Source organism: Enterobacter sp. (assembly GCF_977039595.1).
This window is the reverse complement of record NZ_CDRQYH010000002.1, coordinates 1-16,477: the sequence shown is the minus strand read 5'-3', so window position 1 is coordinate 16,477 and position 16,477 is coordinate 1. Positions and strand designations below refer to the sequence as shown.

General features: G+C 50.3%; 12 protein-coding genes, 1 tRNA gene and 1 pseudogene. 8 read left to right on the top strand and 6 right to left on the bottom strand.

Going from position 1 to position 16,477, the window contains the following annotated elements; genetic code table 11:
* Window positions 1–172: 172 nt before the first annotated feature.
* From fadJ to ACWYRJ_RS00850, 3 genes are all read right to left on the bottom strand, one after another.
* Window positions 173–2,320 carry a fatty acid oxidation complex subunit alpha FadJ gene (gene fadJ, locus ACWYRJ_RS00860; RefSeq protein WP_455507257.1) on the bottom strand — a complete coding sequence of 716 codons (2,148 nt, stop codon included), beginning with the start codon at window positions 2,318–2,320 and terminating at the stop codon, window positions 173–175.
* Window positions 2,320–3,630 carry an acetyl-CoA C-acyltransferase FadI gene (fadI, locus tag ACWYRJ_RS00855; protein WP_111965243.1) on the bottom strand — a complete coding sequence of 437 codons (1,311 nt, stop codon included), beginning with the start codon at window positions 3,628–3,630 and terminating at the stop codon, window positions 2,320–2,322. The genes fadJ and fadI overlap by 1 nt, the downstream gene beginning before the upstream one ends.
* A gap of 278 nt (window positions 3,631–3,908) precedes the next feature.
* Window positions 3,909–4,193, bottom strand: a complete 285-nt coding sequence (locus ACWYRJ_RS00850) for a YfcZ/YiiS family protein (protein ID WP_149366424.1) — start codon at window positions 4,191–4,193, stop codon at window positions 3,909–3,911.
* 372 nt (window positions 4,194–4,565) lie between these two features.
* Between ACWYRJ_RS00850 and fadL the strand changes: the two genes are divergently transcribed.
* Entirely contained in the window at window positions 4,566–5,849 is a 1,284-nt protein-coding gene (gene fadL / locus ACWYRJ_RS00845; RefSeq protein ID WP_223580089.1) for a long-chain fatty acid transporter FadL, read from the top strand.
* 44 nt (window positions 5,850–5,893) lie between these two features.
* Here fadL and mlaA read toward each other — a convergent pair whose 3' ends face one another.
* A complete protein-coding gene (gene mlaA, locus ACWYRJ_RS00840) occupies window positions 5,894–6,646 on the bottom strand; it encodes a phospholipid-binding lipoprotein MlaA (RefSeq protein ID WP_023336447.1) in 753 nt (250 codons plus the stop codon).
* 313 nt (window positions 6,647–6,959) lie between these two features.
* Between mlaA and ACWYRJ_RS00835 the strand changes: the two genes are divergently transcribed.
* From ACWYRJ_RS00835 to ACWYRJ_RS00810, 6 genes are all read left to right on the top strand, one after another.
* Window positions 6,960–7,889, top strand: a complete 930-nt coding sequence (locus ACWYRJ_RS00835; RefSeq protein WP_149366423.1) for a formate/nitrite transporter family protein — start codon at window positions 6,960–6,962, stop codon at window positions 7,887–7,889.
* A 75-nt stretch (window positions 7,890–7,964) separates the two neighbouring features.
* Window positions 7,965–8,039, top strand: a tRNA-Arg gene (locus ACWYRJ_RS00830).
* Window positions 8,040–8,224: 185 nt separating this feature from the next.
* Window positions 8,225–9,502 carry a tyrosine-type recombinase/integrase gene (locus ACWYRJ_RS00825; protein WP_128301976.1) on the top strand — a complete coding sequence of 426 codons (1,278 nt, stop codon included), beginning with the start codon at window positions 8,225–8,227 and terminating at the stop codon, window positions 9,500–9,502.
* A gap of 91 nt (window positions 9,503–9,593) precedes the next feature.
* The gene (locus ACWYRJ_RS00820; RefSeq protein ID WP_128301977.1) at window positions 9,594–10,586 is read left to right on the top strand and encodes a hypothetical protein; all 993 of its coding nucleotides are present in this window, start codon (window positions 9,594–9,596) and stop codon (window positions 10,584–10,586) included.
* Window positions 10,587–10,704: 118 nt separating this feature from the next.
* Window positions 10,705–10,905, top strand: a complete 201-nt coding sequence (locus ACWYRJ_RS00815; RefSeq protein ID WP_128301978.1) for a helix-turn-helix transcriptional regulator — start codon at window positions 10,705–10,707, stop codon at window positions 10,903–10,905.
* A gap of 117 nt (window positions 10,906–11,022) precedes the next feature.
* Window positions 11,023–13,794, top strand: a complete 2,772-nt coding sequence (locus ACWYRJ_RS00810) for a DUF927 domain-containing protein (protein WP_455507256.1) — start codon at window positions 11,023–11,025, stop codon at window positions 13,792–13,794.
* A gap of 492 nt (window positions 13,795–14,286) precedes the next feature.
* Here ACWYRJ_RS00810 and ACWYRJ_RS00805 read toward each other — a convergent pair whose 3' ends face one another.
* Window positions 14,287–14,733 (bottom strand): hypothetical protein, encoded by a 447-nt coding sequence (locus ACWYRJ_RS00805; RefSeq protein ID WP_455507255.1) that lies wholly within the window; start codon window positions 14,731–14,733, stop codon window positions 14,287–14,289.
* A gap of 590 nt (window positions 14,734–15,323) precedes the next feature.
* On the opposite strand from ACWYRJ_RS00805, the gene ACWYRJ_RS00800 reads away from it, so the two are divergent.
* Complete coding sequence (locus ACWYRJ_RS00800) at window positions 15,324–15,611, top strand: hypothetical protein (RefSeq protein WP_128301981.1); 288 nt, start codon at window positions 15,324–15,326, stop codon at window positions 15,609–15,611.
* 607 nt (window positions 15,612–16,218) lie between these two features.
* Here the strand turns inward: ACWYRJ_RS00800 and ACWYRJ_RS00795 are convergent.
* Window positions 16,219–16,477 (bottom strand): annotated as a pseudogene (locus ACWYRJ_RS00795) (hypothetical protein); the annotation flags it as partial.

The window sequence follows — 16,477 nt, the reverse complement described above, 5'->3', positions numbered from 1 at the left end:
ACTACCCGCGATAAATGCTGAGAGGTAGAAAACCCGATGGCCGGGCATTGTGCCTGATCCATTCGGTGAATGAAACGCTGTTTTTTACCTCAATGGCGTAAGTATAGTCAATCTCTGTTTACAAAATCGCCAGAACAGGTTCCTTCACCTCAGGATTTACCCTTCTTTGACCTCAGCTTACGAGGACAGTTTCCCTTGCTGGCCAAAATGTCTGGCCCCGTTCCGCCATCTGCAATAATTGGTCACACGGTGTAAACCGTGGACCATACTGCGAAGCCAGACGTTGCAGGATTGCAACCACTTCACCCGCGCCGAGCGTATCCATGTAACGGAACGGGCCGCCAAGGAACGGCGGGAAACCAATGCCAAATACCGCACCAATGTCGCCATCGCGCGCGCTCTTGATCGCCTGCTCACCAAAGCAGCGCGCCGCTTCATTGAGCATCATCATCACGCAGCGCTCAGCGCACTGAACGGCGGAGAGTTTTCCCTGACCAGAAGTCGTAATAAGTCCATAAACAGAAGGGTCGACCTGTTTTCTGCTTTTACGCCCTTTCGCGCCGTAAAGATAGAAACCGCGTTCATTTTTTCTGCCTTTGCGATCGTCCTTCAAAATCGCAGAAACAATATTTGCAGGTGGGCTGAAACGATCGCCGTATGCTGCTTCCAGCACTGGTATAATTTTAGTGCCGGTGTCTATTCCCACCTCATCCAAAAGTTGGATTGGGCCTACGGGGAAACCAAACTTTACCAGCGCCTCGTCGACGTACTCGATCTTCTCGCCTTCCGTCAGCAACCGCATGGCTTCATTAATATAGGGAGCCAGAATGCGGTTGACGTAGAAGCCGGCCTTATCTGCTACTACGATCGGCGTTTTCCCCTGCTTCTTCGCAAGTTTGACTACCGTGGCGATGGTTTGCGGACTGGTCGTCGCGTGTGGAATGACTTCCACCAGCGGCATTTTTTCGACCGGGCTAAAGAAGTGCAGCCCAATCACCTGCTCCGGACGCGCGGCTTTCGCCGCGATATCGCCAATCGGTAATGACGACGTATTGGAGGCAAAAATGGTATGCGGAGCACAATGTTGCTCAACGTCTGCCACCATCTGCTGCTTAAGCGCCAGATCTTCAAACACGGCTTCAATCACCAGATCGCGGTGCGCAAAACCGCTGTAATCCGTCGTACCGGAGATCATCGCCAGGGTTTTATCACGCTCGCTTGCTTTGATATGGCGGCGTTTGACCTTTTGATCAAGGTTCTGCCAGCTGTACTGCAGCGCGTGGTTGATCCCCTTAGGGTTAATGTCTTTGATACGTACAGGTAATTTGCCTTTGCTGGCGGTAACAAAAGAGATACCGCCGCCCATGAGCCCCCCACCCAGTACGCCAATGGCACGCAGCGGTGCAGGCTCAGCCTCGCTGCCGGGATCTTTTTTCACGTCTGTGCTGGCGAAGAAGATGCTGCGCAGCGCCTGTGACTGCGGCGTCATCGCCAGTTCGCCGAAGGCTTTGGCCTCCGCGGCATAGCCGCTGCTGCTTCCCTGCGACAGCCCGGTTTCGATCACTTCCAGGATCCGCTTTGCCGCCGGGTAGTTGCCTTTGGTTTTTTGTTCCGTCTTTTTACCCACCATGTTGAACAGAAGCGTTCTTCCCAGCGGACCAGCCAGCACGCGCTCACGGACCGGCAGAGGACGTTTTGCCTGACGCCCTTTCAGCGCAAGCTCGACGGCGGCTTCCAGTAAAATAGACTGCGGCACGACGTCATCGACCAGACCGGCTTTTAGCGCCTGACGGGCGCGCAGCTGTTTACCGGTTAAGATCATCTCCAGCGCCGTGCTGACGCCCACGAGGCGCGGCAGTCGTTGCGTTCCGCCGGAGCCAGGCAGCAGGCCCAGCTGCACTTCCGGCAGGCCCAGGATGGTTTTTGCATCGTCAGTACAAATCCGGCTGTGACATGCCAGCGCCAGCTCAAGCCCGCCGCCCAGACAGGCGCCGTGGATCGCTGCGATAACCGGGATCGGCAGGCTGTTGATCTCCGACATTACCTGCTGGCCCTGACGCGCCAGCTCTTCGGCTTCCAGTGCGTTTTGCGCCCGGTCGATCATGTTGATATCCGCCCCGGCTATAAAGTTGTCGGGTTTGGCTGAGATAAACACCAGGCCGCGAATGGCTTTGTTTTCGCGGATCTGCTTTAGCATCGCGCGCACCTGAACACCAAATTCGGCCTTCAGGGTATTCATCTTTTCATCAGGCACATCAATAGTGATAACGGCCACGTTATCGAGGCGAACCGTCAGATTAAATGCAGATGGCATATCCATTATTCAGCCTCCAGAACCATTGCTGCGCCAAGGCCACCCGCCGCACAGGCGGTAACGAGGCCAAACCCGCCGCCGCGGCGACGGAGTTCATGTAATGTTTGCGTGATCATTCGCGCACCGGTGGCGGCAAACGGATGACCGTAGGCGATAGAACCACCCAGCACGTTGAACTTACTCTGATCCACTTCGCCTGTGGCATGGGCGCGGCCCAGCACATCGCGCGCGAAACGCTCGCTTGCCAGTAGCTGAACGTTTGCCAGAGTCTGCGCGGCAAACGCTTCATGCATATCAATCAGGGTCAAATCAGCCATCGTCAGCCCCGCGCGCTCCAGCGCCAGCGGCGTGGACCATGCCGGACCTAACAACATGTCCTGCCAGACATCAATGGCGGTGAAGGCATAGCTGCGTAAATAGCCCAGGGGAGTGATGCCCAGCTCTTTCGCGCGGGATTCGGTCATAAGGATCACGGCGGCGGCCCCGTCCGTCAGCGGCGTACTGTTCGCCGCCGTCACCGTGCCGTGCTTGCGGTCAAACGCCGGGCGCAGCTTTGTGTAATCCGCCAGCGTCGAGGTGCCGCGAATATTGTTATCTTCCACAAGCGGTTCACGGTAGGGGGGAACATAGGCGGTCATGACCTCATCGGTCAGCTTGCCTTCCGACCAGGCTTTTGCCGCAAGCTGATGTGAACGATGCGCCAGCGCATCCTGCTGCTCACGGGTAATGCCGTAGGTTTTAGCCATCTGCTCGGCGGTATCGCCCATGCGCAGGCCAGTGGAGTATTCCGCTACGGCAGGTGGCACGGGCATCAGATCGCGCAGACGTAAACGCGAGAAGAGTTTGAGTTTCTGACCCGTCGTACGGGCTTTGTTGGCATCGACCAGGATACGCGCCAGCTTTTTACTGACCCCAATCGGCAGCACCGAAGAGGAGTCTGCCCCACCTGCAATTCCGGCGCGAATAGTGCCCGCCATCAGGCTTTCAGCGACGTTAGCCACGGCCTGGAAACTGGTTGCGCAGGCGCGACTGACGCTGTAGGCATCGGTATGCACGTTCATCCCGGTACCGAGTACGATTTCCCGCGCAATATTGGGAGCTTCAGGCATCTGCACGACCTGACCGAACACCAGCTGCTCGATGACCTCAGGCGAAATTTCGCTGCGAGCCAGCATCTCCCCCACTACCATTTTCCCCAGGTCAACGGCCGGTATGCCATGAAACGCCGTTGCCTGACGCGCAAATGGCGTTCGCAATCCACTGACTATGGCAATGCGATCGCCCTGACGGGTAATTAGCGGTAATGCCTGACTCATAACACTCCCCTGTAAAAAATTTTTCGCAAACATAAAGTGGTCTGACCTGATAATAGTCTTAACCATTTTTTTACATTCAGCCAATCGGGGAAACGAAAAAGTGCGAGCTAAAACACAGAGAAGAAAAAGAAAATGCCCCTGTATGACAGAGGCATTTGTGCGGTTTGTTGCCGGGTGCGAAAGGTAAAAGCAAAACGGTAACCCGTCGGTTACCGTTTTTAATGTTTGCGCCCTCTCCCGTGGGAGAGGGTCGGGGTGAGGGCATCAGGCCGCAGAAATTAACGCAGACCCAGCTGGAAAATCAGCGTTTCTGCTTCGCAGGAGAAAACAAAGTCGATGTCCAGCTTCACGCCGCCTTCCACTTCGGTAAAGGTCGACTTGATTTCACACGGATCGGATTCAACATCACGCGCACGCTTGCTCAGCGCGGCCAGGGTCTCTTCCGCTTCGGCACGGTTAGTGAACACACGGCTGTAAGACGCGGTGCAATCGGAGTTGTCCATGATGGTCCCAACATCCATACAGCAGCAAACCGGGGTTTCATCAGCACTGCATTTACTCATAGCTCAATTTCCTCTGTATTCGCGCAGCGCGCGAGATAAACACGATGCTGATATTTTACGCCCCGGCGCGGGCTCTCTCCAGCCGTTAATGGCGCAAAAACGGATAAGTGACCAATATCACACTAAAAAATGATCCAGAACAAAAACCACCCTTTTGGGTGAGTCGCGATGGTCACAATTTTGCCAACCAGATCTCGTTTCGCGAAACATGTTTGAAAATATTAATAAACAAACTTGCAACATTCTGGCTGGTCAGACCTATACTCTGGCCACTGGTCTGATTTGTCTGTCATACCTCAGACCCTACACTTCGCGCTCCTGTTACGGTATGTAACAATTATTGAATAAAAATAACTCAATGAGGTTATGGTCATGAGCCAGAAAACCCTGTTCAACAAGACTGCGCTGGCAGTCGCAGTGGCACTCGTCTCCACTTCCGCCTGGTCAGCGGGCTTTCAGTTAAACGAATTTTCTTCCTCTGGCCTTGGCCGTGCGTATTCCGGGGAAGGCGCTATTGCTGATGATGCGGGTAACGCGAGTCGTAACCCCGCGTTGATCATGATGTTCGATCGTCCGACTTTCTCTGCCGGTGCGGTTTATATCGACCCTGATGTCAACGTTTCTGGTAAGTCGCCTTATACGGGTGCGAGCCTTAAAGCGGACAACATTGCCCCAACAGCATGGATCCCCAACCTGCACTTCGTTGCGCCTATTAACGAACAGTTTGGCTGGGGTGCATCCGTAACGTCTAACTACGGCCTGGCTACCGAGTTCAATAACAACTACCCGGCTGGTGAATACGGCGGTAAAACAGACCTTACTACGCTGAACCTCAACCTGAGCGGTGCGTATCGCCTGAACGATAACTGGAGCTTTGGTCTGGGCTTTGATGCCGTCTACGCCGATGCCAAAATCGAACGTTATTCCGGGGAACAGACTGCACGCCTGCCTAAAAACAGCAATAAAATTGCCAGTCTTGAAGGTGATGAGTGGGGCTATGGCTGGAACGCCGGTATCCTGTACGAGCTGGACAAAAACAACCGTTGGGGCCTGACCTATCGTTCCGAAGTGAAAATTGACTTCGACGGCGATTACAAGAGCGGCATCCTGAAGCCTGTGAACAACCTGGTTCCTGGTGCGGGTACAACCATTCCTTGGGGAACGTCCAACCAGACCGTTCCAGGTTCACTGTCACTGCATTTACCAGAAATGTGGGAAGTGTCCGGTTACAACCGTGTAGCACCGCAATGGGCTATCCACTATAGCCTGGCCTATACCAGCTGGAGCCAGTTCCAGGAGCTGAAAGCGACCGGAACCAATGGCCAGACGCTGTTCTATAAGGACGAAAGCTTCCACGACGCCTATCGTATTGCGTTGGGTACCACCTACTACTACGATAAAAACTGGACTTTCCGCTCCGGTATCGCATTTGACGACAGCCCGGTTCCGGCAGACAAACGTTCCATTTCCATTCCGGATCAGGACCGTTTCTGGTTAAGCGCGGGCGCGACGTATGCGTTCAACGAGAATGCATCCATCGATGCGGGCGTATCTTATATGCACGGTCAGAAAGTGACGTTCCAGGAAGGCCCTTACGAGTTTACCTCTGAAGGTAAAGCCTGGCTGTTCGGTACGAACTTCAACTACGCGTTCTAACCGCGACAGAATCAAAAAAGGTGAGCATTGCTCACCTTTTTTATTTACTCAGAATCGATATCTTTTAGTTCGTTTTCGATCGCCTTCGCGTTTGGATTCTCTTCCGGCTTCAGCTTACCGCCGTTGGCAATAAAGTCATGATTCTGGAAGTACGCTTCACGTACCATAATGTACGGGTCGGAAGACTGGCGCAGCAGGCCATCAGAGTCGAGCAATTGCGCGCGGGTTTCAATCCCTTCTACCGTCCATTTACCCACCGAAAGCGGCCAGGTCAGCCATGACAGAACCGGATACAGCGTATCGACCATATCACCGCCGTCATCACGCACGGTGAAGCTGCCATAGAACGGCAGATGAACGTAAGGGCCGTAACCGACACCATAATGCCCCAGCGTACTACCAAAACGGTGCGGCTGTTCACGCTGCAGTTTCGGGTTCGCCATGCCTGCGACGTCAATAAAGCCGCCCATCCCCAGAATGGAGTTCAGGAAGAAGCGGGTAAAGTGGACCATCCCCTGATAAGGGTCGCCCTGCAGGAAGTAGTTCACCATTACCGCCGGCTCTTCGAGGTTACTGGTAAAGTTACTTAACCCGTTACGCGCGGGCTGTGGAACATAATCGCGCCATGCCACTGCCACCGGGCGAACCACATACGGGTCCAGCACGTTGTAGTTGAAGCTATACATGGAGCGGTTAAATCCTTCGAGAGGATCGGAGCGGCCCGTTTGCTCCCCAGAGCTGGCGCAGCCCACAAGCATCGTCGCGCCCAGCGCAAGCGCCGACAGCCGAAGTTTCATAAATATCTCCCTGTTCAGTATGGCTATCGTTGATTGCCATCCGTAACGGAGCCTGATGCTCCGTCTGTAAACGTGCAAGCGATTGTAACAGCACGTTTACCGATGTCTATGAGCACAATTACGGGCAGTAACCACCGTGACTCTGATCTCAGAATAGCCTGGCTTTTAGAATTCGTTTCGCTGGCAATTTTATAATGCCTTTGAAAGAGATGTATCACCTTTGTTGTCATTGCTGCCAATTTAAGAGCATCCCCACAGGCATCCCGACAAAAGCCGCTACGCTTAACAGAAAGATCAATCTCCGGGAGCATATATGAAAGAAGTGGGCGAAGAAAAAATTGGCGAAAGCAATGAGGAACTTGAAATTGAAAGCGAGGAGAAAGCGCGCGGCGAGAAAATAGAAATTGACGAAGATCGACTCCCTTCCCGCGCGATGGCCATTCACGAGCATATCCGCCAGGACGGTGAAAAAGAGATGGAGCGCGACGCGATGGCTCTCTTCTGGTCAGCCATCGCTGCAGGGCTCTCAATGGGCGCATCTCTGCTTGCGAAAGGGATATTTCATGTGCAGCTGGAGGGCGTACCCGGCGGTTTTTTACTCGAGAACCTCGGTTATACCTTCGGCTTTATTATTGTCATCATGGCCCGCCAGCAGCTATTTACTGAAAACACGGTGACCGCGGTTCTGCCGGTGATGCAAAACCCCACACTCGGGAATTTCGGTTTATTGATTCGGCTCTGGGGCGTGGTCCTGCTGGGAAATATCATTGGCACGGGCATCGCGGCCTGGGCGTTTGAATATATGCCGATATTTGATGAACCCACACGGGATGCGTTTGTAAAAATCGGCATGGATGTAATGAAAAACACGCCGGTCGAGATGTTCTCGAATGCCATCATCTCCGGCTGGATTATCGCCACGATGGTGTGGATGTTCCCTTCAGCAGGCAGCGCCAAAATTGTCGTGATCGTACTGATGACCTGGCTGATTGCGCTGGCGGACACCACGCATATTGTGGTCGGTACCGTTGAAATCCTCTATCTGGTCTTTAACGGTACGCTTCACTGGAGCGATTTCTTCTGGCCGTTTGCCCTTCCGACGCTGGCGGGAAACATCTGCGGCGGAACGTTTATCTTCGCGCTGTTAAGCCACGCCCAAATCCGTAACGACATGTCAAACAAACGCAAAGCTGAGCTTAAGGCACGGGAAAATGATGATAAATCGACAAAAAAATCGACCTGAATGGTGACTCTTTGAGCAGTCAGGCGGCGATGCGCTTAACGCAAAGTGTAAATAAGGCTATACTCGTGCCGTCTCGTCCCCTTAGTTAAATGGATATAACGAGCCCCTCCTAAGGGCTAGTTGCAGGTTCGATTCCTGCAGGGGACACCATTGAGTTATTTCACAACACTTCAGTTCATTTCTAAAACCCAGTAAAACCAGGCCTTTCAGCAACACTCCCTCTTACACAGCTTTCAATTACCTTCATGACATTACAGCACTCTGATGGTATAAGTGATGGTATTCGTCAGTTCGATATCCAGATACCATCAATTACCTCTTGAGGGGTGCCCCTTATGGCTATAAACGAGCTTTCACCCAAACAGATCGAGAATGCCAAACCACAGAATTCCGATTACAAGCTAACGGATGGTGGCAGCCTGTACCTGTTGGTCAAAAAGACCGGTGGCAAATACTGGCGCATGAATTATCGCTTTGCTGGTAAGCAGGCGACATTAGCCCTAGGCGTGTATCCGGATGTTCCACTGACAACAGCACGTAAACGCAGAGATGAAGCCAGACAGCTGCTTGCCGACGGCAGAGATCCGCGTGAAGCAAAAAAAGCTGTAAGCGCTGAACCAACATCGCCGACTTTCGAAGCTATAGCCCGTGAGTGGCACGGCGGAACGATGGGACATCCGGAATGGAAAGAGATCACCCGTAATAAGATATTGAGGGAAATGGAAAACCACATATTTCCTCTCATCGGTAGCAAACCCATCGACAACTTAAAAACACGGGATCTGCTACCCTTGCTTATCAGCATGAACGAACAAGGCATTGGTGCTACTACGGGAAGAGTAAAGACCACGATGAGCAGCGTGTTCCGCTATGCGGTTCAGCGTGGAATTGTCGAGTACAACCCAGCTCATGACCTGAAAGGTGCTTTGACGAGTCCTAAAACTAAACACCGCCCCGCCCTACCTCTGGATCGTCTGCCAGAATTGATGACGAAAACTGCAACGTACACAGGCAGATCTCTCACCAAACTCGCAGTATTACTATCTCTTCATACGTTTGTTCGCTCCAGCGAACTTCGCCACGCTCGCTGGGACGAGATAAATTTTGAAACTGCCATGTGGACAATTCCAGGACAACGAGAGGAAATTGCAGGCGTAAAATTCTCTGAACGTGGGGCTAAAATGGGTAGTGGACATTCAGTCCCTCTGTCTTCGCAGGCAATTGACGTATTGAAATCTATTAAAAGCATCAGTAATCAATACACGCTGATTTTTCCTGGCGATAGCAACCCTTATAAGCCTATGAGTGAGAACACGGTTAACAAAGCGCTTCGTACTATGGGTTATGATACTCAGGCCGATGTTTGTCTACATGGTTTCCGGGCAATGGCCTGCTCGGCTCTTACCGAATCAGGTTTGTGGTCACGAGATGCCGTAGAGCGACAAATGAGCCATCAGGAACGTAATGAGGTACGTGCGGCTTATGTTCATCTGGCGCAGCATATGCAGGAGCGCCGCCGAATGATGCAGTGGTGGTCAGACTATCTTGAAGCAAACTCGGATAAACATGTCGCACCATATGACATGAAGAAATTACGGGTTGTTGGCAGTTAACCGAACAAACTGAGGCTAGCCCGGTCAGGCGAAAAGCAGTAACACCTGCTGCCTGCCTCAGTTTTCATCAGGTGCATATATCGGTGGCGTAATGACTAATAGAATACCCGCTCCTCCAAAAAATCAAGGGGACGCCAGCATCTGGGAAACAAATAATCTGCCAGCGCTGGAATATTGTGATCTTAACCGTGCAGCCAAATTACTCAATTGCAAAGTGGCTGACTTACTCCATTGGGCTGACATTGGGGCGATCGAATTATGTTTAAAATTCAATGCATTTAGAGCATCAATAAAATCTATAGACCTAAACACTAAATATCGAAGCAATCCTAACGACTGGATTAAAGAGAAAATTAATTCAGGATTTTTAAATAAATACACAACGAATAACCACAATCAACTTGGGTTGTTACAACTAATTCCTGAGCCAACAAAACTCAATAATGACGGAAGTATTGAGCAAAACTACTGCATTGAAGATACATTCCCCTCACCTATATGCCATATTTTTGGATTATGGGGACTGATATCAAACCCGTTTGATAATTTATTTTCAGAATTACAATCATCAGAAAAAGTACAAGTGACCGCATTAAATTTACAACTAAAAGCCGCAGATGAAGAATTGACATCAGACTCGATCCGAATACAACCCGTATGGTCTGAATTGTTTGATAGCTTTACTGAATTAGGTAATCCTATTGGACCAGCACCTGATCTATTTGTTATTACTTCATCAGATTTTTTTATCACCAGAAAACATATAGAACAAATTGATCGCTATCGAGGAAAATTAATTCCAAGCTACATAAATGGCGGAGTGCATCATCCAGAATCGGAAGTCCCCATCAAAGAGCATGGGAATGTCGAAGCCTCCGCAGCAAAGAGAGAGGCTGTCTACCAAGCGGCAATTTACTGGTTAAAACATGACCCTTCGGCTTGCAAAGGTAAGCGCGGCGATCTGACTATTGAAGCTTGGGCAGAAAAAATCATCGCTGAAAAAAACAATCCTAAAGCTAAGATTGAGCTAGGAATAGATAAAGTAAAACAATGCCTTAGGATAGCTATGACGGGTAAAAATTAGTATGGGGATAATTTATTCCACAATAAAAACAAAATGCTGCCACTGATACACGCATAATATTCTCTGCAAAATCTACCTGTCGATTACACAAGCAACACAACATGGCAGGTAAGAACACATGACCACAAATTCCTACCCTCAAACCGGGCATGCCCGACCACGAGCTACTGCTGATTTTCTTAAAGTCAGTACCGTCACTCTTTGGCGCTGGGAAACAAGCAAACCCGACTTTCCGAAATCCATTCGTCTTTCTGAGCGTGTCACAGTATACGATGCAGCAGAGATCCGGTCCTGGCTGGAAGCGAAGAAACACAACTAACCCCTGGAGTAAAAACCATGAAATTAAATAATTCTGGCTTAATTGCCAGTGGCCAAACTCACGCTGAAAAAAGTGATCCGCTAATAATCATTTTCAAACACAGGTGCGGTGAATCCGATGCGTAATATCGACATTATCCGCGAAGTGACACACATCGCTGCTGGGCAATGGCAGTCTGTTCTGTCGGCCCTCAGCATCGCAGTATCTGATTCACCACTCAGGCATACTCCCTGCCCCGCGTGCGGAGGAACAGATCGTTTCCGGTTCGACGACAACGGGCGCGGGAACCATATATGCAATCAGTGTGGCGCTGGCGATGGCCTTGACCTGATTAAGAAGGTGAATGACTGCGACACGACAAAGGCCGCACAACTGGTGGCGGAAGTACTGGGTATTGATTACCGGACAACGCAAACCGATCCAAGCGCTGTCATTGAGCGCCGGGCATTACTTGAGACAGAGCGCCTGCAATGTGAGCAGACGCGACAGGAACGGGCCACACAGGACACAGAGCACCGTCGCCTAGCCTTTGCTAGCCGCTATGCTGCGATGTGCCAGAACGTCACGCAGGGCGAATCTGACTATCTGAAATCAAAGGGGCTGAACGGTTTCATCTATCCGCTTCTCACTAATGGCGCGATCCTACTGCCGCTGGTGGATAACACCGGTGCGGTCACCGCCGCACAAACCATTACTTCGAGCGGGGAAAAGCGCCTTCTATTGGATTCAGCCAAACGCGGAGCATTCCACGCCATTAAAGTATCAGAGCAACCGCAGGAAGTGATCCTTGCCGAAGGACTGGCAACGGCCTTATCCGTTCACCTTGTGTGCCCTGACGCGCTGACAGTATGCGCTATTGATGCTGGCAACCTGCTGCCCGTTGCCCAGGTCATGCGCCAGCGGCACCCGGACGCGCAGATCATCATTGCCGCCGATAACGACAACCACGAAGGTGACGCCGAAACCGGAGCCACCAACACCGGTAAGAAGTCCGCAGAGAAAGCCGCTTTATCCGTGGCTGGCTGGGTATCAGTCCCACCGACTGACTGCAAAGCAGACTGGAACGACTACCACCAGCAAAACGGACTGGCAGCCACTACAGCAGCCTTTAACGATTCAATGTACCAGCCGCAGGGGGATAGTGTGAAGCCACAGTTACAGGCCATTGAGGGCAACAAGGATAGCCAGCCAGAGAAAGACCCGTTGAAACCCCACATCGAGAGCCGAAAAGATGGCGTGTTCTGGGTTACGCCGAAGGTTGACAAGGAAAGCGGGGAAATCATCTGCAATGAAAGCTGGCTGGCTTCACCAATGGACGTTATCGGCACCGGGCGTGACGATAAGGATCAGTATCTGATATTGCGCTGGCTGGCCTTTGGTTCCGATGTTTCAACAACCGCCGCAATTCCCCTGGCCGATATCGGGGAGCGTGAAGGCTGGCGCACTATGAAAGCGGGTGGTGTTAACGTCACAACCAAAAGCAGCTTTCGGGAAATTCTGGCTGACTGGTTACAGCGCAGTGGCTCACGTGAGCTATGGCGTGTTGCTCATGCTACTGGCTGGCAATGCGGGGCATACATCATGCCTGACGGGGAGATAATCGGCACGCCAGCACATCCGGTTTTATTCAGCGGTCGCAGTTCTGCTGCTGCCGGTTATACCATCCAGGGCACCACCGCGAGCTGGTGTAATTGTGTGGCGCGGCTGACATACGGCAACTACTCCATGATGACAGCCACCGCCGCCGCACTGGCAGCACCACTAATCGGGCTGGCTGGCGCTGATGGTTTCGGCATTCATTTCTACGAGCAATCGAGCTCAGGCAAGACCACCACGGCGAACGTGGCCAGCAGCTTATACGGTAGCCCGGACTTATTACGCCTGACGTGGTACGGCACCGCGCTGGGGCTGGCAAACGAGGCTGCTGCCCACAATGACGGACTGATGCCACTGGATGAGGTCGGGCAAGGCGCTGACCCGGTAAGCGTGTCTCAGTCTGCCTATGCGCTGTTTAACGGTGTGGGAAAATTGCAGGGGGCAAAGGAAGGCGGCAACCGTGATTTAAAACGCTGGCGCACGGTGGCGATCAGCACTGGGGAAATGGACTTGGATACCTTTATTGCAAGCGCCGGACGCAAGACCAAAGCCGGGCAACTAGTGCGCCTGCTGAATATTCCGCTGAGTAAGGCGGTACGCTTCCACGACCACCAGAACGGCAAACAACACGCTGATGCGCTGAAAGACGCCTACCAGCACCACCACGGCGCAGCGGGCCGAGAGTGGATCAAGTGGCTGGCAGACCATCAGCAGCAGGCCATTGATACCGTGCGCGAGTGCGAAGCCCGCTGGCGCAGTCTTATTCCTGCTGACTATGGGGAACAGGTTCACCGCGTAGGCGCTCGCTTTGCCATTCTGGAAGCAGCGCTGATTCTGGGGAACGTTATCACAGGATGGGATGTGCAAACATGCCGTGACGCGGTACAGCACAGTTACAACGCGTGGCTGCGAGAGTTTGGCACCGGTAACAAAGAGCATCAGCAGATTGTTGAGCAGACAGAAGCATTTCTAAATTCCTTTGGCCTGAGCCGCTTTGCGCCGTTTCCATACTGTTCAACAGACATGCCCATTAAGGATCTGGCTGGATACCGCCAAAAAGGGAGTCACGACGAAAGCCCTATGATTTTTTATACCTTCCCCGGCGCATTTGAAAAAGAGATAGCGCAGAACTTCAATCATAAGCAGTTTGCTGAAGTTCTGAAAAATGCCGGGATGCTGACACCGCCTACAAGCGGGCGTGGCTATCAGCGTAAATCCCCTCGTATCGATGGGCGGCAGTTCAATGTCTATGTGCTCCACTACATGCCGGAGATCAGCCAGCCAGAAGAATGATTTTTTTCATGTGCGTAGTTTTGGTGTCGGTTCAGTTAGTTCAGTTGGTTCAATATGTAAGTATCATTGTTTTTAAAGGATTTTATTGCAGGCATTGAACCAACACTGAACCAACAAATACCTGTTTTGAACCAACAGCATTACTTTGAGTATTTCACCTGGCTGGAAGTGAACCAACATAAAGGGCTACTGAACCAACACAAAATCACCAATGTTGGTTCAGTGAAACCCAGAAGTGACAAGGCCTGCCAGCCCGTGAACCAACTGAACCGACTGAACCGACACAATTTCTGTTTATATACAAAAAAATTGGCAGGTGTCCCACATTAGGAAATTGCCATAAATAAACTAATAATTCGGCGAGGAAATAATGACAGCACAAATTTCAGCATACGGGCGGCTGGTGGCAGATCCCCAGTCCCGCACCACCAGCAACGATAACAAATTCTCAGGTGAATGCTACACAATGAAAATGCAGTTTCACATAGTTCTTTACGCCATCTGGGCCGCGATAAATGAGGCTTTATATAATTCGACCAACGCACCACCAAGAGCGCTATTCACCCCGTAAAACCGCCAGTAGCTTAATTTAGATACTTCCTCCCAAGCACGATCGTCAAGCCTGTTCGGGTTCACCTTCATCCCCTTATAGCTGCGGCCCTCACGCGCAGCCATTTTCATCATGAATGTTATCTGTGCAATGGTGCCGTTTTTACAGAAATCCTCTGCTGTTAGCCTTGAGCCATCATATTGCACGAAGGCATCGGAGATCTGCTGCTGCATAAAGTCCATTTTAATCGGGCATTCTTTGGCCTTTGAAGCTGGTACCTGTGGCTTAGTTACTTTGTACTCAGGAAACCCCCTTTGAATTTGCTGCCCGTCAGCCAGTGCGCTGGCGCTGGATGCGATCAGTAGCACAGCAATCATAATTTTTTTCATGCGTAAGCCCTCCGTAATACATGCTTGTAATAAACAATTCATGCCACCTCGCCTGCATTCCAAGTAATATTGAACAATCATATTTCAATATATACTCTCGAACGTCTGCAGTTGTATTGGTCGCTTTATTAACTAAAATTAAAAAAAATGACCGAACCATCAAATTTATATGTTGAATGCTTCATGCCATGTTCATCATATCGAGTACGCGATTTATAATAGCCTGCATCGAATAGCATGAAATTAATCTCTAAAAACATCATATCGTTTGTGTCGATCAATTATAATAATCTTGATAGATAAAACCTATTAAATCAAAACTATCGATCGTCATATAACGCATTAACATTGGCATTTCCCTTTTGGATGGTATGATTTCTTGAGCGGTGCAACCTGACATTCCAGCATGGCTAACAACCTATTCAAGTGCTTTTAGTGAAACTTAAACATGGTCAGGCCAAGCTATACATCAGAGTGCACTTTTTATCGAGATAAGCACGCATATATAGACTGAATTAAAACAGTAAAAACAAACCAAAGGACAGAACAATGAAAATAACAAAACGGCATTCATCCTTAGGAGTAACGAAATGAAAAATAGCCTGTGGGAAAAATATGGTGAGCTACTGGAGCGACAACCTGAATTATTTAATCTAGAACAAATAACCATTAATCTGAAAGAACTTCAGGAATATATAGCAAATGGAAACTCAGCAGCCTATGAGCTATTTGATGCTTTTGAAGTCATCCGGCAGGATGAAGTCGAGCAAGAGATGGGGTTTCGCGCTGTCCCACGAGTGTTTCTTACCCAGTTAATTCTTCTGAGTAACGAATATTGTGCATTCCGGAGTTCATTAATCAATGATGAAATCGACTAATACTCCATAGGGCAAAAAAACAATAACCCTCTGAGCTTATCTGTCAAAATTTGGTTGATGTTCACTATTGCGCAGAGGGTGGGTTATCTAGTCATCAAAAAAGCATAAGGTGAATGTTCAATTTCATCTATCACATCAAATTTGATGCGACAGATAAAATATCAGTCAGAGGAAAATCACACGATCGAAGATATGAAGAATCACTCACTTCAGCCTGAAATAAAAAACAACGAAACCACTATATGCATCCCATTAAAAAAAGCATACCGCGCAAAATGAGATTAACTGATAACTTACCAACCTTAAAGCCAAGCAGGCTGTGGTTTACCGGACTGTCATTAGTTACGAGCTTATACGGGAGACTGGTTCCATCAGCTCAATCCAGGATATAATCAGTACCCTGAAATTGTCTGCCTGTTGACCTTCAAAACAAGTGGGATAGTCGAGGGATGTGCAGAATGAGAAATGTCTCGCTGGCATCCTTGCCGGGGAATTAGAACGACATCATGAAGCTTTATGGCACGCTCATATCAAAGATGTATTCATGACAACTCTTGCTACTAAAAACCCATCTGCTCCCAGTTATCTTTCCAGCCAGCAATGCGTTTTACTGATATAGCGTGATGAGTTGATTCATCGTTTTGAGCACGGTGTCCGCCATGTTTATCCAGATAATCCAGATGTGCCTGATGAATGTCATTTCTAATCCAGGAGAATGGCGTGATATAGAACGCATTGGGCTCTCGGCCGGCTTTGTTGAATAAATCGAACTTTTGCTGAGTTGAAGGATCAGATCACGTATCTTCCCGACAACGCAGACCGTTCCGTGGCAAAGCAAAAGTTCAAAATCACCAACTGGCCCACCT

Excerpts from the sequence above, each read along its gene's own strand:
- fadJ (WP_455507257.1), bottom strand. The coding sequence starts at position 2,320 with ATGGATATGCCATCTGCATTTAATCTGACGGTTCGCCTCGATAACGTG.
- fadI (WP_111965243.1), bottom strand. The coding sequence starts at position 3,630 with ATGAGTCAGGCATTACCGCTAATTACCCGTCAGGGCGATCGCATTGCC.
- ACWYRJ_RS00850 (WP_149366424.1), bottom strand. The coding sequence starts at position 4,193 with ATGAGTAAATGCAGTGCTGATGAAACCCCGGTTTGCTGCTGTATGGAT.
- fadL (WP_223580089.1), top strand. The coding sequence starts at position 4,566 with ATGAGCCAGAAAACCCTGTTCAACAAGACTGCGCTGGCAGTCGCAGTG.
- mlaA (WP_023336447.1), bottom strand. The coding sequence starts at position 6,646 with ATGAAACTTCGGCTGTCGGCGCTTGCGCTGGGCGCGACGATGCTTGTG.
- ACWYRJ_RS00835 (WP_149366423.1), top strand. The coding sequence starts at position 6,960 with ATGAAAGAAGTGGGCGAAGAAAAAATTGGCGAAAGCAATGAGGAACTT.
- ACWYRJ_RS00825 (WP_128301976.1), top strand. The coding sequence starts at position 8,225 with ATGGCTATAAACGAGCTTTCACCCAAACAGATCGAGAATGCCAAACCA.
- ACWYRJ_RS00820 (WP_128301977.1), top strand. The coding sequence starts at position 9,594 with ATGACTAATAGAATACCCGCTCCTCCAAAAAATCAAGGGGACGCCAGC.
- ACWYRJ_RS00815 (WP_128301978.1), top strand. The coding sequence starts at position 10,705 with ATGACCACAAATTCCTACCCTCAAACCGGGCATGCCCGACCACGAGCT.
- ACWYRJ_RS00810 (WP_455507256.1), top strand. The coding sequence starts at position 11,023 with ATGCGTAATATCGACATTATCCGCGAAGTGACACACATCGCTGCTGGG.
- ACWYRJ_RS00805 (WP_455507255.1), bottom strand. The coding sequence starts at position 14,733 with ATGAAAAAAATTATGATTGCTGTGCTACTGATCGCATCCAGCGCCAGC.
- ACWYRJ_RS00800 (WP_128301981.1), top strand. The coding sequence starts at position 15,324 with ATGAAAAATAGCCTGTGGGAAAAATATGGTGAGCTACTGGAGCGACAA.